The 19,858-nt window shown below is 71.3% G+C and carries 18 protein-coding genes and 6 tRNA genes; 15 read left to right on the forward strand and 9 right to left on the reverse strand.

Going from position 1 to position 19,858, the window contains the following annotated elements; all coding sequences use genetic code 11:
• Window positions 1–241: 241 nt before the first annotated feature.
• A complete protein-coding gene (locus tag ACZ4Z3_RS24330) occupies window positions 242–1,180 on the forward strand; it encodes a phosphotransferase family protein (protein WP_468502974.1) in 939 nt (312 codons plus the stop codon).
• Window positions 1,181–1,266: 86 nt separating this feature from the next.
• On the forward strand, window positions 1,267–1,563 hold the full coding sequence (locus ACZ4Z3_RS24335; RefSeq protein WP_099965768.1) for a TFIIB-type zinc ribbon-containing protein: 297 nt from the start codon (window positions 1,267–1,269) through the stop codon (window positions 1,561–1,563).
• Window positions 1,564–1,616: 53 nt separating this feature from the next.
• Here ACZ4Z3_RS24335 and ACZ4Z3_RS24340 read toward each other — a convergent pair.
• From ACZ4Z3_RS24340 to ACZ4Z3_RS24360, 5 genes are all read right to left on the reverse strand, one after another.
• Window positions 1,617–1,688, reverse strand: a tRNA-Val gene (locus ACZ4Z3_RS24340).
• 35 nt (window positions 1,689–1,723) lie between these two features.
• Window positions 1,724–1,795, reverse strand: a tRNA-Val gene (locus tag ACZ4Z3_RS24345).
• Between the two features lie 34 nt (window positions 1,796–1,829).
• Window positions 1,830–1,901: transfer RNA gene (locus ACZ4Z3_RS24350), tRNA-Val, on the reverse strand.
• Between the two features lies 1 nt (window position 1,902).
• Window positions 1,903–1,976 (reverse strand) — tRNA-Cys (locus ACZ4Z3_RS24355).
• A 38-nt stretch (window positions 1,977–2,014) separates the two neighbouring features.
• Window positions 2,015–2,087 (reverse strand) — tRNA-Gly (locus tag ACZ4Z3_RS24360).
• Window positions 2,088–2,243: 156 nt separating this feature from the next.
• Between ACZ4Z3_RS24360 and ACZ4Z3_RS24365 the strand changes: the two genes are divergently transcribed.
• Genes ACZ4Z3_RS24365 through ACZ4Z3_RS24375 form a run of 3 tightly spaced genes read left to right on the forward strand, consistent with a single transcriptional unit; the run spans window position 2,244 to window position 4,983 of the window.
• The gene (locus ACZ4Z3_RS24365; protein WP_468502975.1) at window positions 2,244–3,287 is read left to right on the forward strand and encodes a chorismate-binding protein; all 1,044 of its coding nucleotides are present in this window, start codon (window positions 2,244–2,246) and stop codon (window positions 3,285–3,287) included.
• Window positions 3,284–4,105, forward strand: coding sequence for an aminotransferase class IV (locus ACZ4Z3_RS24370; RefSeq protein WP_468502976.1), 822 nt, complete (start codon window positions 3,284–3,286; stop codon window positions 4,103–4,105). Before ACZ4Z3_RS24365 ends, ACZ4Z3_RS24370 begins: the two co-directional genes overlap by 4 nt.
• A gap of 53 nt (window positions 4,106–4,158) precedes the next feature.
• Window positions 4,159–4,983 carry a GNAT family N-acetyltransferase gene (locus ACZ4Z3_RS24375; protein WP_468502977.1) on the forward strand — a complete coding sequence of 275 codons (825 nt, stop codon included), beginning with the start codon at window positions 4,159–4,161 and terminating at the stop codon, window positions 4,981–4,983.
• Window positions 4,984–5,097: 114 nt separating this feature from the next.
• Here ACZ4Z3_RS24375 and ACZ4Z3_RS24380 read toward each other — a convergent pair whose 3' ends face one another.
• Window positions 5,098–5,619: a DsbA family protein gene (locus ACZ4Z3_RS24380; RefSeq protein ID WP_468502978.1), complete on the reverse strand. Its 522-nt coding sequence runs from the start codon at window positions 5,617–5,619 to the stop codon at window positions 5,098–5,100.
• Between the two features lie 183 nt (window positions 5,620–5,802).
• Between ACZ4Z3_RS24380 and ACZ4Z3_RS24385 the strand changes: the two genes are divergently transcribed.
• Window positions 5,803–6,258: a hypothetical protein gene (locus tag ACZ4Z3_RS24385; RefSeq protein ID WP_468502979.1), complete on the forward strand. Its 456-nt coding sequence runs from the start codon at window positions 5,803–5,805 to the stop codon at window positions 6,256–6,258.
• A gap of 187 nt (window positions 6,259–6,445) precedes the next feature.
• The gene (locus tag ACZ4Z3_RS24390; RefSeq protein WP_468502980.1) at window positions 6,446–6,601 is read left to right on the forward strand and encodes a hypothetical protein; all 156 of its coding nucleotides are present in this window, start codon (window positions 6,446–6,448) and stop codon (window positions 6,599–6,601) included.
• A 119-nt stretch (window positions 6,602–6,720) separates the two neighbouring features.
• On the opposite strand, the gene ACZ4Z3_RS24395 is transcribed toward ACZ4Z3_RS24390, so the two are convergent.
• A complete protein-coding gene (locus ACZ4Z3_RS24395; RefSeq protein ID WP_055541994.1) occupies window positions 6,721–7,281 on the reverse strand; it encodes a CGNR zinc finger domain-containing protein in 561 nt (186 codons plus the stop codon).
• Between the two features lie 331 nt (window positions 7,282–7,612).
• The gene (locus ACZ4Z3_RS24400) at window positions 7,613–8,026 is read right to left on the reverse strand and encodes an SsgA family sporulation/cell division regulator (RefSeq protein WP_004002642.1); all 414 of its coding nucleotides are present in this window, start codon (window positions 8,024–8,026) and stop codon (window positions 7,613–7,615) included.
• Between the two features lie 191 nt (window positions 8,027–8,217).
• On the opposite strand from ACZ4Z3_RS24400, the gene ACZ4Z3_RS24405 reads away from it, so the two are divergent.
• From ACZ4Z3_RS24405 to ACZ4Z3_RS24435, 7 genes are all read left to right on the forward strand, one after another.
• On the forward strand, window positions 8,218–8,697 hold the full coding sequence (locus ACZ4Z3_RS24405) for a TIGR02611 family protein (RefSeq protein ID WP_468502981.1): 480 nt from the start codon (window positions 8,218–8,220) through the stop codon (window positions 8,695–8,697).
• A gap of 79 nt (window positions 8,698–8,776) precedes the next feature.
• A tRNA-Val gene (locus ACZ4Z3_RS24410) sits at window positions 8,777–8,851 on the forward strand.
• Window positions 8,852–10,018: 1,167 nt separating this feature from the next.
• Complete coding sequence (locus tag ACZ4Z3_RS24415) at window positions 10,019–11,308, forward strand: ABC transporter substrate-binding protein (RefSeq protein ID WP_468502982.1); 1,290 nt, start codon at window positions 10,019–10,021, stop codon at window positions 11,306–11,308.
• Window positions 11,308–12,306 carry a carbohydrate ABC transporter permease gene (locus ACZ4Z3_RS24420; protein ID WP_468502983.1) on the forward strand — a complete coding sequence of 333 codons (999 nt, stop codon included), beginning with the start codon at window positions 11,308–11,310 and terminating at the stop codon, window positions 12,304–12,306. The genes ACZ4Z3_RS24415 and ACZ4Z3_RS24420 overlap by 1 nt, the downstream gene beginning before the upstream one ends.
• A complete protein-coding gene (locus ACZ4Z3_RS24425) occupies window positions 12,306–13,199 on the forward strand; it encodes a carbohydrate ABC transporter permease (protein ID WP_468502984.1) in 894 nt (297 codons plus the stop codon). The genes ACZ4Z3_RS24420 and ACZ4Z3_RS24425 overlap by 1 nt, the downstream gene beginning before the upstream one ends.
• A gap of 11 nt (window positions 13,200–13,210) precedes the next feature.
• Window positions 13,211–13,810, forward strand: coding sequence for a hypothetical protein (locus ACZ4Z3_RS24430; protein ID WP_468502985.1), 600 nt, complete (start codon window positions 13,211–13,213; stop codon window positions 13,808–13,810).
• A 103-nt stretch (window positions 13,811–13,913) separates the two neighbouring features.
• The gene (locus ACZ4Z3_RS24435) at window positions 13,914–16,661 is read left to right on the forward strand and encodes an exo-rhamnogalacturonan lyase family protein (protein WP_468502986.1); all 2,748 of its coding nucleotides are present in this window, start codon (window positions 13,914–13,916) and stop codon (window positions 16,659–16,661) included.
• Between the two features lie 110 nt (window positions 16,662–16,771).
• On the opposite strand, the gene ACZ4Z3_RS24440 is transcribed toward ACZ4Z3_RS24435, so the two are convergent.
• On the reverse strand, window positions 16,772–19,264 hold the full coding sequence (locus tag ACZ4Z3_RS24440) for an SCO7613 C-terminal domain-containing membrane protein (protein WP_468502987.1): 2,493 nt from the start codon (window positions 19,262–19,264) through the stop codon (window positions 16,772–16,774).
• Between the two features lie 117 nt (window positions 19,265–19,381).
• Between ACZ4Z3_RS24440 and ACZ4Z3_RS24445 the strand changes: the two genes are divergently transcribed.
• Window positions 19,382–19,840 (forward strand): SRPBCC family protein, encoded by a 459-nt coding sequence (locus ACZ4Z3_RS24445; protein ID WP_468502988.1) that lies wholly within the window; start codon window positions 19,382–19,384, stop codon window positions 19,838–19,840.
• The last annotated feature ends 18 nt before the right edge of the window (window positions 19,841–19,858 follow it).

Raw genomic sequence — 19,858 nt, forward strand, 5'->3', positions numbered from 1 at the left:
GAAGAGCGGTCCGGGTGGGGACATCCATCCATGAAACCCCGTGGGGACGGGGGTGCGGCGGACGGCAAATAGACGCCCGCGCAGCTGGGGAGCTGCGCGGGCGTTGTCTTTTGCCCCGCGAACCCCGCGACGCCCATGGGGCATGCCGCCGTCGTCCCTCCCGGCGGCGGACCGTCGTGACGCCGGCGCCCGTTTGCGTAGGCTCACCGGCAGCGTGCCGCACCGTCCGCAGGGGGAGCCCATGACCACCACCGACGTCCTGCCCGCCCTCAGGGCCACGGTGCGGGGCGCGGCCCATCCGCAGGCGGCCCCCTGCTCCCACCCCGACAGCGTGCTCGCGGAACGGGAGGACGGCACGGTCGTCCGCCACGCGGACACGGTCGCCAAGGCCCACGCCCCCGACACGGACCCCGCCCACCTAGCCCTCCGACTGGCCATCGCCACGGCCCACCCCGACCTCCTCCTGGCCCCGCTCCGCCCCGGCCCGTCCGCCCTGCACGGCCGCCTGATCACGTTCTGGCCGTACGGCACCCCGGTCGACCCCGAGATGCCCGAGGACGCCCCGTGGGAGGAGGCGGCCACCCTCCTCGCCCACCTCCACCGACGCCAGGCACCCCCGGGTCTCCCGCCGATGCGGGGTCCCGTGAAGGCGGCCCGAGCCGTCGCGCGGCTCACCGGGGTGGCGCCGGACCACCCCGCCGCACCCCCCGTCCTCCGCGCCTGGCGCACACTCCCCGCATGGGCCGGAGCCGAGGCCCCCATGCCCGGCCCGACCACCCTCTGCCACGGCGACCTGCATCTCGGCCAGCTCGTCCGCCACCCGGCGGGCACCGGCCCCTGGCGCCTGATAGACGTCGACGACCTCGGAGTCGGCGCCGCCGCCTGGGACCTCGCCCGCCCTGCCGCCTGGTACGCCTGCGGCCTTCTCCCGCCCGACGTCTGGGCCCGTTTCCTGGGCGCCTACCAGCGGGCGGGCGGCCCCGCGGTCCCCGCCGACGCCGACCCCTGGCCGGTACTGGACGTACCGGCCCGCGCACTCACCGTGCAGACCGCCGCTCTGGCCATAGCCAAGGCCACGGCGGCCGGCCGCCCCCTCGACGACGTGGAGGGGGCCGTTATCGACGCATGTGACCGAATGAGTGCCGTCCCGCCGGAGTTGGCGAGCGATTTCCCGAAGTAGGGTGCAACCGACCACCGCCGGGCAGTGTCTGTCCTGGCGTAACGCGAAGCAGCACCAACGGCGAGGAGTTGAGCCGAACCATGCACATGCAGTGTCCGAAGTGCCATGCGCCGATGCACACGTACAACCGCAACGGTGTCCAGATCGAGCAGTGCAGCGGGTGCCGCGGGATCTTCCTCGACTACGGCGAGCTGGAGGCGCTGACCCGTCTGGAGTCCCAGTGGGGCGGCCCGGCCGTTCCGCCGCCCCCCGCCGCCCCGCAGTACCCGGCCGGCGGCCACCACTCCGCTCCCGCCTGGGGCGCCCCGCACGGCGGCCACCACGGGGGTCACCACGGCGGCCACCACAACCGAGGCTTCGGTCACATGCTGTTCTCCAGCTGAACCCACGCACGCCGAAGCCCCCGACCGCAGAGACGGCCGGGGGCTTCGAGGTGTGGACGATACTGGGATTGAACCAGTGACCTCTTCCGTGTCAGGGAAGCGCTCTCCCGCTGAGCTAATCGTCCTCGGGATGTGATCCGAAGATCACGGTTATACCGCGTGCGCGATACTGGGATTGAACCAGTGACCTCTTCCGTGTCAGGGAAGCGCTCTCCCGCTGAGCTAATCGCGCGGGGAAGACCTTCGATGATCTGTCGAAGATCCAGTGGACGATACTGGGATTGAACCAGTGACCTCTTCCGTGTCAGGGAAGCGCTCTCCCGCTGAGCTAATCGTCCTTGGAGGTGGAGACGGGATTTGAACCCGTGTAGACGGCTTTGCAGGCCGTTGCCTCGCCTCTCGGCCACTCCACCAGGAGTGAGGGGTTCGGGAAGATCCCCTTGTTCCTTCGAGCGGACGACGAGGCTCGAACTCGCGACCTCAACCTTGGCAAGGTTGCGCTCTACCAACTGAGCTACGTCCGCTTGTCGTTTCGGTCCGCTCTCGCGTCCCGGCGACGAGTTGAACTCTAGCGGATTCCGGGGCCAGCACAAAAACGCGTTTGTGCAGCGTGCTGCGGTGCGTCCTCGCCGCCACCCGGCCGGGGCCGCCCGGCGGGCGCCCGTCCTAGACTCGACTGCGTGTCCGACCTGCCTCCTCTCGCCCGCTTCGGCAACCTTGTCGCCACCGGCCTCGCCGATGTGACCAGCGATCCCGCCGCTCTGGACTCGTCCGGTTTCTGGGCCGTCCGCGCCGATTTCGAGGGTGGCGTGGTGTGCGCGCGCTTCAGTGACGTACGGCACGAGCCGGTCCCGCGGCCGGTGCCGGGGCAGTGGCGGGGTCCGGCCGTCGACGACTGGACCTCGTCGCTCGACCACGCCGCGTACACGGCGGGCGTACGCCGCATCCGGGACCACATAGCCGCCGGCGAGGTCTACCAGGCGAACCTCTGCCGGGTGCTGTCCGCGCCCGTCGCGCCGGACGCCGACGTGGACGCGCTGACCGCGCTGCTGGCCCGCGGCAACCCGGCACCGTTTGCCGGAACGATTCGCCTGCCTGGTCACGGCGTGGAGATAGCCACCGCGTCACCCGAGCTGTTCCTGCGGGTCGACGGCCGGACCGTCGAGTCCGGCCCGATCAAGGGGACCGGACGGACGGAGGCGGACCTCCTGGAGAAGGACTACGCCGAGAACGTGATGATCGTCGACCTCGTCCGCAACGACATCGGGCGGGTCTGCGCCACCGGTTCCGTGACCGTCCCGGACCTGTGTGTCGTCGAGAAGCACCCGGGGCTCGTCCACCTCGTCTCGACCGTGCGCGGCGAACTCGACGCGGACGCCGGCTGGCCGGAGCTGCTCGCCGCGGCCTTCCCGCCGGGTTCGGTCACCGGCGCTCCGAAGTCCAGCGCCCTGCGGATCATCGACGCCCTGGAGACGGCGCCCCGCGGCCCGTACTGCGGGGGCATCGGCTGGATCGACGCCGACCGGGGCACCGGAGAGCTGGCCGTCGGCATCCGCACCTTCTGGATCGACCGGCCCTCGGGCGAGCTGCGGTTCGGCACCGGAGCCGGCATCACCTGGGGGTCGGACCCCGAGGCGGAGTGGCGGGAGACCGAGCTGAAGGCCGCCCGGCTGCTCGCGGTAGCGTCGGGAACGTACGAGGCGAGTGGGAGGACCCTTACGTGAAGATCTGGCTCGACGGCGGACTGCAGGACATCGACTCCGCCCGTGTCTCCGTCCTCGACCACGGGCTGACCGTGGGCGACGGCATCTTCGAGACCGTCAAGACGGTCGACGGGCGGCCGTTCGCGCTCACCCGCCATCTCGACCGGCTCACCCGCTCGGCGCGCGGCCTCGGGCTCCCCGAGCCCGACCACGACGAGGTGCGCCGCGCCTGCGCCGCCGTCCTCGACGCCAACCCGATGCCGCTCGGCCGGCTGCGCGTCACGTACACCGGCGGTGTCTCCCCGCTCGGCTCCGACCGCGGCGACCACGGCACCACCCTCGTCGTCGCCCTCGGCGAGACCTCCCGGCGCGCCGACTCCACCGCCGTGATCACCGTCCCGTGGACCCGCAACGAGCGCGGCGCCCTCACCGGCCTGAAGACGACCTCGTACGCGGAGAACGTCGTCGCGCTCGCCCGCGCCCACGAACAGGGCGCGAGCGAAGCCCTGTTCGCCAACACCCTCGGGCGGCTCTGCGAGGGCACGGGCTCCAACGTCTTCGTCGTCCTCGACGGCGAGATCCACACCCCGCCGGTCGCCTCCGGCTGTCTCGCGGGCATCACCCGCGCGCTCGTCGTCGAATGGACCGGCGCCCGCGAGACGGACCTGCCGCTGGACGTGCTGGAGAGCGCCGACGAGATCTTCCTGACGTCGAGCCTGCGGGACGTGCAGGCCGTGCACCGCGTCGACGGCCGCGAACTGCCCGGCGCGCCCGGCCCGGTCACCGCCAAGGCCATGCGGATCTTCGACGAGCGGTCCGGGAACGACCTCGATCCGTAGACCCCCGCGATATTCGGCAGACATGGGGCGGTGAGGCGGGTAGAACACCCGTGATGACCACCACCCTGCGGCCCATCGAGCCGCTCCAGTACGCAGCCGACGGGTCCCGTTCGCGCCGCTACCAGGTGTGCGTGAACAGCCGTCCCGTCGGCGCCATACACCTCGGCACCCGCCCAGAGCCCAGCTCCTCGGCCGCCCGCATCCTGGACCTGCGGATCGACGAACCGGACCGTCGGCGCGGCCGGGCCACCGTGGCCGCGCTGGCCGCCGAGGAAGTCGCCCGCGGCTGGGGCTGCCGTCGGATCGAGGCGTCCGTCCCGGCCGGCGCGGAGCCCGCCCTGCGACTCGCCGAGACCCTCGGCTACGTCCTGCGCAACCGCCACATGCGCAAGCCCCTCGACGGCGCCCCGCCCGAACTGCCGGAGGGCAGCCGGGCCCGCCCCATGACCGAGGCCGAGTTCGGCCCCTGGAAGGAGGCAGGGCTCGACGGCTACGCCCAGGACCTGATCTCCCACGGGGTGCCCGAGGCGGAGGCGTACGCGCGTGGCGCCGAGAGCTACGAACAGTGCCTGCCCCACGGACCGGCCTCCCCGAACAACGTGTGCAGCGTGCTGGAGCACGAGGGAACCAGGGTCGGCACCCTGTGGGTGTGGCTGACCGCCGACGCCGCCTGGGTCTACGACGTGGAGGCGGACGCCGCCCACCGGGGCAGGGGGCACGGCCGTTCGCTCATGCTGCTGGCCGAGGCCCAGGCGATGGCGGCCGGCCGCACCGTTCTCGTGCTCAACGTCTTCGCGGGGAACGTCCGCGCCGAATGCCTCTACGAGTCCCTCGGCTACGAGACGACCACCTACCACTTGTCCAAGCCACTGCTCTGAGGAGGCTGCGGGGCGACGCGTGAGGGGGCGACGTCCACCGGGAGTGCGTGAGACGGCATGGGCCGGGTCCTTGCCGGGCCGCCGGACGTGGCGTCCGTGGGCGGTACCGGGGTGTCAGGCGTCGCTCTCGGCCAGCAGGCGGTCGGCGATCTCCTCGACGCGCTCGCGCAGCCCTTCCTGGCTCTTGCCGCCGTCGAGGCGTTCGCCGCCGATGACGTACGTCGGGGTGCCGGTCACGCCGATCGCCTTGCCCTCGGCCTGGTCGGCGTCCACGATCAGGATGTGCCGGCCGTCGATCAGCGCGGTGTCGAACTCCTCGGCGTCCAGCCCCAGTTCACGGGCCACCTCCACCAGGAACGGCTCACCGGCACGGTCCAGCTGCTCCACCCGGCCCAGTACGGCCTCGACGTACGGCCACGCCTGCCCCTGCTCCGCGGCCTCCTCGGCGGCCTGCGCGGCGGCGAAGGCGTGCTTGTGCTTCTCCAGCGGGAAGTGCCGCAGCCGGATGTCGAGCCGGTCGCCGTAGCGGGCCCGCAGCGTCCGGAGGTCGTCGAGGGCCCGGCGGCAGTCGGGACACTGGAGTTCGCACCAGACGTCCAGGACGACGGCCGACGGCACGGGGGAGGAGTCGCTCATGCGATCAGTCTTCCAGCCCGGGACCGCACCGGCCCAATCGGCCGTCCTCGTCGGTGGCGACCCCCGAGACGACCCGGAGATCTCCCTGAGGTCTCCCCGGACCATGGCATATCGGGCGCGGGGCGGTGCAGGATGGAAGGGACGGATTGATCCGCCCGACCGCGCTGCGCCTTGGAGGACCCGATGATTGCCGAGACAGTGTGCGCCGCCGTCTCAGCGGCCGGCCTGGGCCTCGCCGCGATCACGGCGTACCGGAAGCGGTTCCTCAGGGCGACGCGCATCGCCGCCTACGCGCTCGTGCCTATCGGCCTGGTGATGACCGGGGTCGTCGAGTGGGCGGCGGACACCGCGTTCAGCCCGACCGCGTGGGCCGGCTTCGGTGTGCTGGGCGCCGCCTGGTTCCTCTTCATGACCACACGCGCCGTGGAGCGGCGCCGGGGCGACAACGGCAGGGACCGCAAGGCGGCCAAGGCGTCCCGTACGGAGGCGATAGCCCCGGCCGCGGCGGCACCCTCCTTGGGCGGTAGCGCCCGCCCGGCGGGCCGCCCCACCACCGGATCCCGGCCGACGAGCCCTGGCGCGTCCGCCGCCGACGACTTCAGCGACATCGAGGCGATCCTGAAGAAGCACGGCATCTGACCACACGTCCCGTATCAGCCGCGCTTCACCGGTACGGCTCGGATCGGACTGAAACGACACAGTAGGTCGACCGGCGACGCCGAAGTGATCACGATCGCTCCGGAGGTTGTGGATATTGGCGAACTCTCCGTCATTCGGAGTCGGTTGATCGCGCGGAGGGCCCCCGCTGCGTCATCATCGCCGCGAGATGCTGGATACAACAGAACAGAGCGACACCGCCGCCCCGCCCGCGGAGCGGCGAGGTTGTCTCTTCGCGCTTTCCCAGCCGCCGCTGATGATCTTCCTTGCGGTGATCGGCTGCCTGCTGCTCATGGCGTCACTGCACGACCTGCTGATGCTCTGAGCCGTAAACGGAGCCCCTGACGTCACCCGTCGAGGGCTCCGTAAGCCCCAGCACCACCCGCCGAAGCCAGTCACCAACCCGCTACAGTCCGGCGCCGCCACGGGTCGCCAGGTGTCCCCTCAGCCCGCGGCTTCCTTGCGGCGCGCCCGGTACGCGGCCACATGCAGCCGGTTACCGCAGGTACGGCTGTCGCAGTAGCGGCGCGAGCGGTTGCGGGAGAGATCGACGAAGGCGCGCCGGCAGTCCGGGGCCTCACAGCGGCGCAGCCGTTCCTGTTCCCCCGCGACGACGAAGAAGGCGAGGGCCATGCCGCAGTCGGCCGCGAGATGGTCGGCGACGGACGCGCCGGGCGCGAAGTAGTGCACATGCCAGTCGTAGCCGTCGTGGTTGGTGAGCCGGGGCGTGGTGCCCGCCGCGGCGACGAGGTCGTTGATGACCGAGGCGGCCGAGCCGGGGTCCGGCGCCGAGAAGACCTCGGCGAACCTGCCGCGTACTTTGCGTACGGCGGCGAGGTCGAACTCCGACAGCGTGCCGACATCGCTGATGTCGTGCTCCTGTACGAAGGCGTCGAGCGACGCGACATCCGTGAGCCCGTCCGTCGCCGTGTCGTTCTCCGGTGCGGTGTTCACCAGATCCACCACGGTGTCGAGGGCACACCGGGTGTCGTGGGTGATCAACACGTTTCGCTCCCTGGCCTGCGAGGGTCGGGCAGCCGCCCGCCGATGCTGGCCGATGGTAACGGCTCCCCGCACCGGACGGACCGGACGGACCGGCCCAGAGCCCGGGAAACCGCGGGGGGCGTGGTCAGAGGGGGTGCCGGTGCCGGAGTGATCGGAAGGGATCCGCTCGGTGGCCGGACCGACCGCGCTCCGTCACCCGGCGCATACGGACGCCGCCGCGCGGAGACCCGCTACGACGGCGTCGATCGGTCGGCCTGAGCCGTATGCGGTTGTCCTGGCCCGAGCCGTCTCCCCGAGTGGACGGCGCCGGGCGGCTCTGTGGGGTCTCGGTCTAGCTCTCCGCCAGGATGTGCGAGAGCTCCTGATCGAGGTCGAAGTGCCGATGTTCCGTGCCGGGCGGCACGGCGGCGTCTGTGCGCTTCAGGAAGGACTCCAGAGCCCGCGCCGGGGCTTCGAGCAGTGCCTCGCCCTCCGGAGAGCTCAGGGCGATGCACACGACGCCCTGACCGTGGCTGCGCGACGGCCAGACACGGACGTCGCCGGTGCCGGTGGGCCGGTGAAGGCCCTCGGCGAGGAGGTCGCGGGCGAACACCCATTCGACCGTTTCCTCGGCTCCGGTGTGGAAGGTGGCGTGCACGGCGTAGGGATCGGCCGTGTCATACCGCAGTCCCGCGGGAACAGGCAGTGAGGACTCGCTCGACACAACGAGGCGCAGGTGCAGCTCGCAGCTGACCGTGGTGTTCATAAGCGCCAAGGCCTTTCGCTCAGTGTGCGCTCGGGGATTCGCACGTCGGCGAAATCGACATGCCACCTACGGTGCCGTTGTAAACCCCTCTGGGAGTTTTGCGTCGCTTTTGGTAGCTCATCCGGCCGAGCCCGACTTCGTCCGGTACGACCATTCCGGTGACCGGTTTCTCTCCGGTAGGGTTTGGCCGTATGGACACGGGGAGTAACGGAACGGGGGAGGTCGCGGTGGCGGCCGACGGATCGAACAGAGAGACGGACGTGGCGAACGGCGAGGCCGATGTGGCGAAGAAGGAAGCGCCGCTCGGATCCCGTGCGCCGGAATTCGTCAAGGCGCGCCGGATGCTGCACCTGAGCTGGCAGGTGGCCGTCTTCGTCATCGGGCTCGCGGTGGTCGTGGCCGGCGTGATCATGCTTCCCCTTCCGGGCCCCGGCTGGGTCGTGATCTTCGGCGGCATGGCGATCTGGGCGACCGAGTTCGTATGGGCCCAGCTGGTGCTCCGCTGGACCAAGCGGAAGGTCACCGAGGCGACCCAGCGCGCCCTCGATCCCCGGGTCCGGCGCCGGAACCTCATCCTGACGTCGATCGGCCTGGTGATCGTGGCCGTCCTCATGGGGGTCTACCTGTGGAAGTTCGGCTTCGAGATGCCCTGGAACATCAAGAACCAGTAGCCGCGGGCCGGACGGCCACCGGGCATCCGTACGGTGTCCGAGGCACCCCCTGACATGGGGTAATGTTCTTCCTGCGCCCGGGCGATTAGCTCAGTGGGAGAGCGCTTCGTTCACACCGAAGAGGTCACTGGTTCGAACCCAGTATCGCCCACCACCGAAACGACCTGGTCCACGGACTCCGTGGACCAGGTCGTTTCGCATGTACGGGCAGTGGGCGCGTGATGGGCTCGGCGGCGCGCGTCGGTTGGTTCCGGCGGGGCGAGGGTTCCATCACGGGCAGGGGCAGAGCTATGTGTCGCGGGCCAGGGCCGGAGGCTGAGGGTCGGCGGCGCGGAGGCTGGAAGCCGGGGACCATGCCCAGGCGGCCAGGCGGCCAGGCGGCCGGGCGGCCGGGCGGCCGGGCGGCCGGGCGGCCGGGCGGCCAGGCGGTCCGAGTGGGCGAGCCAGGCGCTGGGGTTAGGGGCCGGGGCCCAGGCCCGCGCAGGGTGCAAGACCCGGAACCCGCCTCACCATGCCGAGCGTCGCCTCCTCGTAGCCCCCGGAACGAAGACCCGACACGGAAGCGTCTGAAACTTCCCGCCGGTCGGTGTCGTCGACGCCGCTTGTGCCCACCTCCGGCATGCCCGCAGACCTCACGCGCACTCGACCCTCGCACACCATCCCCGCCTCTGGACACCGACCCCAGGGTCCGCGTCACGACGCGCACCTCGACGGCCCTCGAAGTCTGCCTCCCCATCCCCCGGAAGCCCCTGCTCCGAGCCCTGCAGCAGCCCGAAGCCACCTGCGACCCTCCCTCGCCCCCGCCCCCGATCGACCCCGCGCCGGGCTCACCCATCACCCCACGGCCCCCACCCCGCCCCGCTTTCGCCGACCACCAGCGCAGCACCCCCAAACCAGCAGCCCCTCACCCCACGCCGCCCAGCCCTGCCCCCACACCATTTGCCGTTTCCAGCCCCCGGCGCCTCGCGCTTCCCTCCCCCCCGCGCGCCCAACGGCGCTCACCCAGAGTCAGATCGCGAAGCCGGCGAGCCGCGCGCCGCCTCTCCCGGCCTGGCGGCGCCTGCCTCCTTTCGGCCTCTCTGCGGCTTCGGCCGACGGCCCGTCTCGCGTTCGACGAGTCGGCCACAACTCGCCCACCTGCACGTTCACTTGACGAGAGGTCATCGCAGCCGCCGCGCGACCCCGCGCGGCGCCCCCTCCGCTCTCCATCAATTCCTGTCCGAATCATTGACGTCTCCTGAGGGGCTCCGTACCTTGTGCCAGCAAGCGCTTACTTGAAACGATTCATGAGGCGGACGCAGCGTCGCGGGGAGGCCCAACCATGCACCAGGACAAGAATGTTGAGAGGCGGACTGTCCTCAAGGCGGCCGGAGCCTCGCTGGCCGTCGCGGGGCTCGGGGCGACGGCCACGGCCTGCGGGGGCGGCAGCGGGTCGGGGGACGGGACGGTGACGATCCGTTACGCCTGGTGGGGTGCCGAGGACCGGGCGGAACGCATCAAGAAGACCATCGCGCTTTTCGAGAAGAAGTACCCGAAGATCAAGGTGAAGACCGACTTCCAGGTGTATCCGGACTTCTGGAAGAAGTTCAACACCCAGGCCTCCGGTGGAAATCCGCCGGACGTCTTCCAGAATGCCATCGGCTTTCTGCGGAAATACGATGCGAAGAATGTGCTGCTCGATCTCAACGCACAGGTCGAGGCGGGCAACCTCTCCCTGGACGGCTTCCGAGCGGGGCTGGAGAAGTTCGGCGAGGTCGACGGAAAGCTGCTCGGTGTCCCTGTCGGGTCCAACTCGATGGCCCTGGTGATCGACAAGCCCGTCTACACCAAGTCCGGTGTGAAGCCGGAACAGGGCTGGACCTGGGACGACTTCGACGCGGCGATGAAGAAGATCCGCGACAAGGCGGGACGGGCCGGCGACAGCGGCATGTACGGCGTCATGTACCTCTACGACCTCTACCTGCGCCAGAACGGCAAGGCGTTCTTCACCGAGGACGGCCTCGGCTTCACCGAGGCGGACCTCAAGGAGTGGTGGACGAAGGCGGAGAAGGGCGTCAAGCAGGGCATCTACGCCGACCCCAAGAAGGTCGCGCAGACCAAGCCCAAGTCGGCGGTCGCCGCGGAACTCGCCGCCGGTGAGTTCACCTGGGACAACTTCACCGTCCGCTACACGTCCGAGGGCAAGAGCGAGTACGGTCTGGCCCCCATCCCGACCACCGACGGCAAGAAGACCGGCCAGTACCTCGGCTCCCTCATGCTCAGCGCCTCCAAGCGCACCCGGCACCCCAAGGAAGTCGCGCAGTTCATCAACTTCATGGTGCACGAGCCCGAGGTCGCCAAGATCATGGGCTACGACCGGGGCGTGCCCGCGACGCAGGCCCAGTACGACGCCTTCAAGCCGACCGACCCGGTCAACAAGGCCATCGCCGAGTACGAGGAGTCCCTCGTCGCGGCCGGCGTCCTGGAGCCCATCACCCCGCACCCGAACGGCGCGGACATCTGCGAGGCCGGGTTCATGCGCATCGCCGAGGAGCTCGCCCTGGGCAAGCGGTCGGTCGACGACGCCGTCAAGCAGTTCTTCACCGAGTCGAAGACGGCTCTCGGCAGCTGATGGGAACCGCCGTGACACACGCCCCTGCGACGGAGGACCTGACCCGGGACTCCGAGCCGCGGCACCGTCCGGCCAAGTCCCCCCGCCCCGCCGCACTCAAACGGCGGGGCCGCCGGGAGACCCTGGCCGGCTATCTCTTCATGTCCCCGTGGATCGCCGGGTTCCTGCTGCTGACCGCGGGCCCGATGGTCGCCTCGCTCTACTTCGCCTTCACCGACTACAACCTGTTCGACGCGCCCCGGTGGATCGGCCTCGACAACTTCTCCGAGATGTTCGCCGATCCACGCTGGCAGAACTCGGTGAAGGTGACGCTCTGGTACGTCGCCGTCGGCACGCCGATCAAGCTGATCGCCGCCCTCGGAGTGGCGCTGCTGCTCGCCCAGAAGCGGCGCGGCCAGGCCTTCTACCGGGCCGCCTTCTACGCGCCGTCGCTGATCGGCGCAAGCGTCTCCATCGCGATCGTGTGGAAGGCGATCTTCTCCGACGACGCCGTCGTGGACCGTACGCAGAAGCTGTTCGGGATCGACGTCGGCGGCTGGACCGGTGACCCGGACCTGATCATCTACAGCCTCGTGGCGCTCACCGTCTGGCAGTTCGGTGCCCCGATGGTGATCTTCCTCGCCGGTCTCAAGCAGGTCCCGCGCGAGCTGTACGAGGCGGCCGAGGTCGACGGGGCGGGGACCTTCCGGCGGTTCTGGAACATCACCCTGCCGATGATCTCCCCGGTCCTGTTCTTCAACGTCCTGCTGGAGACGATCCACTCCTTCCAGATCTTCAGCTCGGCGTACATCGTCGGCGGCGGTGCCGGCGGCAACGCCTGCGGTCCGGCGGACGGTTCGATGGTCTACACCTGTTATCTGTACGTCCAGGGCTTCGAGAACAGCCGGATGGGCCTGGCCTCCGCCATGGCCTGGGTGCTGCTGGTCGCGGTCGCCCTGGTGACGGCGGTGCTGTTCTGGTCCCAGAAGCGCTGGGTGCACTACGAGGAGGGTGCCTGATGAGTGCGCAGGCCACCGAGATCACCCCGGCGCCGACGGCGGAGGGCGGCGCCCTCCGGCGCAAGCTGCCCGGCTCCCTCGCCTGGCACATCGGCTCCCTGCTGATCCTCGCGGTGATCCTCTACCCGGTGATCTGGGTCGTGGGAGGCTCGTTCAAGAACAGTGACGACATCGTCGGCAGCCTGGACCTGTTCCCGAGCGACCCGATCATCGCCAACTACACACGGCTCTCCGAGGGCATCGCCGACATTCCCATCTCCACGTTCTTCCTGAACTCGCTCACACTCGCCGTGGGCTCGGTGATCGGGATCCTGGTGTCCTGCTCGCTGACCGCGTACGCCTTCGCGAAGATCAAGTTCGCGGGCCGGAACCTGCTGTTCACGCTGATGATCGGCACGCTCCTGCTGCCGTACCACGTACTGCTCATCCCGCAGTACGTGCTGTTCCGCAACATGGACATGATCAACACCAACACCCCGCTGCTGCTGCCGAAATACCTGGCCACGGAGGCGTTCTTCGTCTTCCTGATGGTGCAGTTCATGCGGAACCTGCCCAGGGAACTCGACGAGGCGGCCCGGCTCGACGGCTGCGGGCACCTCCGGATCTACTGGTCGATCGTGCTGCCGCTGTCCCGGCCCGCGCTCATCACCAGTGCGATCTTCACCTTCATCAACGCCTGGAACGACTTCATGGGCCCGCTGATCTATCTGAACGACCCCGAGAAGTACACCGTCTCGCTCGGTCTGAAGATGTTCGTGGACCAGGACGCCGTGGCCAACTACGGCGGCATGATCGCGATGTCGCTGGTGGCCCTGCTGCCGGTGCTCGCCTTCTTCCTCGCCTTCCAGCGCTATCTGATCGACGGCATGGCCACGTCCGGCCTGAAGGGCTGAGTGAACCGATCATGGACCGGGCCCGGGCGAAGGCCGCCAAGCCCCGTGGGGAGTCCCCGCTCGCCGAACGGTTCGCGCTGTTCGCCGAGTGTCTGCTCACCGGGGTGTGGATCGCGGTGGCCGCGCTGCCTCTCGTGACGTACCCCGCCGCGTTCGCCGCCGGATCCCGGCACCTGGGCCGCCGTACCGCCCATGTGGGCGGCGGGCTGCGCGAGTTCGTGGCGGACTTCCGGGCGGCGCTGCGCGGGGGGTGGCTCGTCGGGCTCGCCGGCTGGGCCGCACTCGCGGCGGTGTGGGTCGACGTCCAGGCCGTACGCGCCGGGATCCCGGGCGGGCCGCTGGTCGGGGCCGTCGGCGTCCTCGCGCTGATCGGCGCGGCCGTCACGATGCTGCGCGCGGCGGCGGTCTGGGAGCCCGGTGCCGCCTGGCGGGCCCTGCTCGCGGCGGCCGGGCGCCGGACGGTGCTCGACCCCGCGGGGTCCTTCCTCGTCGTCGGCGGACTGGCCGTGGTCGCCTGTTCCGCCTGGTTCACCGCCCCGCTGGCGGTGCCGGTCCTCGGGGCCGTCGCAGCGGCGGCCCTCGCCGTGGAGGAGCGGTACCGGCGCCGCTGACCCAAGGCGGTGCCTCGCACAAGGGCGGCTCCTCGGGTGCCGCACCTCTCTCTGTCATGCCCCTGACCACCCCGCACGACTTCCCGTACGGAAAGGAAAGGCCATGTCCCCCATCGACCGCAGGTCCCTGCTCAAGGCGGCCGCCGTCGCCGGAGCCGCCGCGCAGTTCAGCTGGGCGCCAGGGAGTACGGCCGCCCAGGCGGCACCGAGAGCCGAGGCCGCAGAGGCGGAACCGGTCACCCTGGACTGGCTGGAGGACGGCGGCCTCGGCGCCGCGCCCGGCTCGACCGTGGGCGTGCCCTGGCCGAAGGGCGCGTACGAGAAGGAACAGTCGTTCTCCTTGAAGGACGAGGACGGCAAGGACATCCCCGTCCAGTCCTGGCCCATCGGCTACTGGCCCGACGGCTCCCTGAAGTGGACCGCGCACGCGATCGGCGCGGGCGCCGGCTCCGGCAAGCTCACCCTGACCGCGGGCACCCCCACGGCCCCGGCGAAGAAGGTCACCGTCGACAAGCGCGGCGGCACCATCGACGTGTCGACCGGCGTCATCACCGCCAGGATCGGCAAGAGCGGCTCCACCCTCGTCAAGTCGGTGCTGCGCGGCTCCACCGAGGTCGCCCGCGCCGGTCGCCTCGTCCTGCTGCGCCAGCCCGAGATCGAGGACGGCGACCAGGGCACGGTCAAGTACGAGCGCTTCGAGAGCGTCATCGACGAGGTCGAGGTCGAGCAGGACGGCCCCGTCCGAGCCGTGGTCCGCATCGACGGCAAGCACCGCAAGGGCGGCCGCAGCTGGCTCCCCTTCTCGATCCGCCTCTACTTCTACGCGGGCGCCGAATCGTTCCGCATGATCCACACCATCACCTTCGACGGCGCCCAGCAGCCCGGGAAGGCGAGCGGTGACTTCATCCGCGGCATCGGCGTCCGCTTCAAGGTCCCGATGCGCGACGCCGCGTACGACCGGCACATCCGTATCGGCGGCGAGGGCACCGGTCTGCTCCGCGAAGCCGTCAAGGGCGTCACCGGACTGCGCAGGGACCCCGGCTCGGCCGTGCGCACCGCCCAGTTCGAGGGCAGGAAGCTGCCGGACCCCTCGACCTGGGACCAGCGGGTCACCACCCGCCTGCAGTACATCCCCGAATGGGGCGACTACACCCTCTCCCAGCTCTCCGCCGACGGCTTCACGGTCCGCAAGCGGACGAAGAAGGGCCACGGCTGGATCCCGGCGGGCGGCGGCCGACGGGCCAGCGGCTTCGGGTACGTCGGCGGGGCGAGCGGCGGATTCGCCGTCGGCCTGAGGGACTTCTGGGAGAAGTTCCCCGCGCAGCTCGACATCCGGGACGCCCACACCGACGAGGCCGAGGTCACCATGTGGCTGTGGTCCCCCGAGGCACAGCCCATGGACCTGCGCTTCTACCACGACGGCATGGGCCAGGACACCTACCCCGAGCAGCTCGAGGGCCTCAACATCACCTACGAGGACTACGAGCCCGGCTTCGGCACCCCCTACGGCATCGCCCGCACCAGCGAACTCCTCTTCTGGGCCCATGAGTCGACGCCCGCCGCCGACGCCATGGCCCGGCAGGTCGAGGCGGTCCGCACACCCCCGCAGCTCGCCGCGCCGCCCAAGCAGCTCGTCAAGGCCGGTGTCTTCGGCAAGCTGTTCTCCCAGCCGGACCGCTCCACCGCCGCCAAGGCGAAGATCGAGGACCACCTCGACTTCCTCTTCACCTACTACAAGAACCAGGTGGAGATGCGCCGTTGGTACGGCTTCTGGGACTACGGCGACATCATGCACAGCTACGACCCGAGCCGCCACCAGTGGTGCTATGACGTCGGCGGCTACGCCTGGGACAACTCCGAGCTCTCGCCCGACCTGTGGCTGTGGTTCGCGTACATGCGCTCCGGCCGCGCCGACATCTTCCGCTTCGCCGAGGCCATGACCCGCCACACCGGCGAGGTCGACGTCTACCACCTCGGCAAGTGGGCCGGTCTCGGCACCCGCCACGGCGTCCAGCACTACGCCGACAGCGCCAAGCAGCAGCGCATCGCCAACACCACGTACCGCCGCTACTACTACTTCCTCACCGCCGACGAACGCGTCGGCGACCTCATGCACGCCAACGTCGACTCCGACGAGACGTTCCTCGTCCTCGACCCCATCCGCAAGATCCGCACCGAGCCGTACACCCCCGACCGCAACGCCCTGTCGATCGGCTTCGGCACGGACTGGTCGGGCCTGGTATCCGCGTGGCTGACCGAGTGGGAGCGGCGCGGGCCGAAGTGGGAGAAGGCCAGGGCGCGCGTGCTGTCGACCATGGAGACCATCGCCGCCCAGCCCAACGGCTTCGTCCAGGGCACCGGGCTGTACGACCTCGACACCGGGAAGTTCGCGGTCGCGGAGAAGCCGGTCGTCGGGGTCTCGCACCTGTCGGCGATGTTCGGCCTGGTCGAGATGTGCGCCGAACTCATCGACCAGATCGACATGCCCGAGTTCAAGGAGGCATGGCTGGACTACTGCCGCTACTTCAACGCCACGAAGGCCGAGCAGGCCGCCCGCTACGGCTCGAACTTCGGGACGCTGCTCCTCTTCCAGGGGCACTCGCGGCAGGACGCCTACGCGGCGGTGCAGTTGGGCGACGACAAGCTCGCCGCCCGCGCGTGGCGGCAGTTCTACAACAGCGCCGACACCTGGGACTACAAGGAGTCCACCGACTGGTCCACGAAGAAGGTCGAGGGGCCGACGGGGCTCGTCCCCGGCAGCGAGGCCGCGTGGGTGTCCACCAACGCGACCGCGCTGTACGGGCTGGCGGCCATCCAGAACCTGGCGCTCGTCGGCGACAAGATGCCGTGACGCTCCGCTGAGGGAACAGGGGGCCTCACGGGGGTGGGGAACTGCGGGTGCGCTGTGGCCGGGCGCGCAGTTCCCCGCGACCCTGAGGGGGCGCGGGGACTTCGGGAACGTCAGGTCATCCTTCCGAAGACGTCCCGCACCCGGCGGGCGTCGCGCAGGCGCTGCTCGTACGTGGCGCCCGCCGCCAGCAGGACCAGGCCAGCCAGGGCCGGGGGCGCCCAGCGGGGGAGGGCGTCGACCACCTGGGCGATGTACGGGGCCAGTTCGTGCAGGGTCACCAGCGTGAGGGTGGCACCACCGAGCAGGAGCGGGGCCTGGAGGCGGAGGCGGGCTCCGACGAAGGTGAGGGCCAGCGCGGCCGTGCCGAGCAGCAGGGGGCGCAGCCAGTGCGCGTCGCCCCAGGCCGCCGCGAGGCTCGGCAGGAGGGTGGCCGCGAGGCCCGGCCCGTACGCCGTCCAGGACGAGGCCGCCGGGTCACGACGGCGCCTGAGGAGGCCGACGGCCAGCGCCGGGACGGTCACCGGGAGCGTGTACGCCTCCGGGGACCCGACCTCCCAGGCCGCCAGCCGCACCCAGCTGGCCAGCACCAGGAGCACGGCGGCCGCGTAGCCGACATCGCGTCGCTCCGGGCGTACCGCGGTCCCCGCCACGATGACGCCGCAGAGCGCGAGGGTCAGGGCCAGCATGGGCGCGTCGGTGACGGAGAGGGCGACGGCCAGGAGGCCCGCCGCGGCGCCGGTCGCCTCGACCGGGACGGTCATGGGGGAGGCGCCGAGGCGCGCCGCGAGCAGCGCGGCGGTGGCCGGTACGGCCAGGACCAGGAGGGCCGTGTGCTGCGGCTCCCAGCCGGCCGACGCGCCGACCGCGCAGGTCAGCGCGGTGCCGTGGACGAGCGCGGCGGGCGCGGTGAGCGGACCGAGATCCGTGCGCCAGGCAGCCAGGGCGAACAGGACGGTCGAGGCGGCGAGCACCGTGAGCGTCGCGGACTCCGTCGCGAGCGCGGCCAGAGCCAGGGCCACCGAGGTGACGAGGGCCAGCAGCGCTGCCGTGAGGGCCACCGGGTCCTGGAGGCGCTTGCCGGCCGCCGGCCGTACACGGGCCGCCATGACCAGCGCCGCCACCGCCACGGCGCCCTGGGCCACCAGGCCCGCCGTGTACGGGAGTTCCAGCACCGCCGGGAACACCAGGCCCGTGGCCCAGCCCAGCACGAGCGCGCCCACCAGGGCGGGGGTGCGCCACGCGGTCGTACGCCCGGCAGCCAGGGCCAGCACCCCGGCGAGCACGGCCAGGACGAGGGGGACCGTCGCGGTGAGTGGCGGCCACGGGGCTCCCACCGTCACCGCGGCGCGGGCGTCGTCGGGAGCGCCGGACCAGATCCGCTCGAACCAGCCGGCCGGGCCGAGCAGCGTGACGACGACCGCCGGGAGGGCGGTCACGGCGGCGAGGGCCTGGACCACCGCGGAGGACAGGACGAGACCCCGTCGTACGGGATCGGGGACACGGGTCCGGACGACCGCCAGCAGGGCGACACCGCACAGCAGGTGGCCGGGGACCGTCCACACGTCCGGCAGCGCGGCCCGCAGGACCCCGCCGAGTGCCGCGACCATCAGCAGACCGCCGGTCAGGGCGGTACCGAGGGCCGGGCCCTGCTTCGGCGCGAACCGGGCGACGGCCAGGGCGGTCGCCGCGGCGAGGACGAGGAGCGCCGCCGCCCGTGCGGCGGCGCTCGGGCCCGCGGCGGCCCACGAGAGCCACCCGGCCGCCAGAACGCCCCAGGCGCCCCAGCCGAACGCGCCCACCAGGGCGACGATCCGGACGGGCGTCGTCCGCGCCCGGAGCGCGACCGCGCTGTCCGCCGCGGCCGTCACCAGCACCACGGCCGTGACCGTCTCCATGCCCGCGTCCAGCGCCGACACCCAGAGCAGCAGTGGCAGTTGCGCGGCGACCAGGGCGAAGGGCAACGGCAGACGGAGAGCCACACGCACAGCGCCCGCCCCCGTGCCCGCCGAGGTGCGGTCCTCCGCGTCACCGGGGGCCGAACGGTCCCGCGAGCCGTCGACGACCGGCGGGGCCACCGCGCCGACGGCCAGGCCGTACGCCGCCCAGGTCGCCGCCAGCACCGCCGAGGCGGCCGCCGCGAACCCCGTGCCGCCGGTCCCCGGGAGGACGACCTCGTGCAGGGCGTACGCGTCGAGCACCGTCAGGGCCATGCCGAGGCCGGCCACCGCCTCCGCGGTCGAGCGCAGCCCCCGCCGCAGGAGCGCCACGGGCGTGGCGAGGGCGGCGAGGGTCACCCCGCCGAGGACCAGGGAACGGCCGGCGATCCCCATGTGCCCCCAGCTGACCAGGGTGAACGCGATCGCCGCGACGGTCAGCAGGACCCCGCCGAGGACCAGCAGCACATTCTGGACACCGGGCGCCGTCGCCTCGGGACCCCGGGCCGGAGGACGCGCGGACGGGTGGGACGGCACGGCGGCCTGGGCGTACAGCGCGTTGACCAGCCAGGCGCGGCGGGTCAGCAGAACGGCGCGGCGGGCGTCGAGCTGCCGCAACTCGGTGTCGAGGAGGCGCAACTCCTCGGCCGGGGACGGAAAATGCGTCATGTTCCGCAGTGTGGTCCGGGTCACGCGGCGACGACATGAGCGCACATACTCAGGGCAGTACTCAGATCCAGCCACTACGGGCCCGGTACGAGGCCCGCCGGTGGGCACAATCCGAGCATGGACTGGTGCCACTACCGCTTCCGCAGCCTCTGGGCCCTGCCCGCGCCGCCCGCCGCCGTGTACGACACGCTCCAGCGGGCCGAGGACTATCCGCGCTGGTGGCCCCAGGTGCGCGAGGTGACCCCGGCCGACGACACCAGCGGCACCCTCCGCATCCGCTCGGTCCTGCCGTACGACCTCGTCCTCACCGCGCGCGAGGTACGGCGCGATCCGGCCAACGGGATCCTGGAGATCGAGATGAGCGGGGACCTCGACGGCTGGGCCCGCTGGACGCTCACCGCCGACGGGGCCGGCACCCTTGCCCGCTACGACCAGGAGGTCGACGTCACCAAGCCTCTGATGCGACGGCTCGCCGTACCCGGCCGGCCCCTGTTCCGCGCCAACCACGCGCTGATGATGCGAGCGGGACGCCGAGGGCTCGCCGCGTACCTCGCGGCCGACGGGCGAGCGGTTTGAACCAGAGCCGTCGGGACC

It is taken from the genome of Streptomyces sp. NPDC030296 (assembly GCF_055572815.1).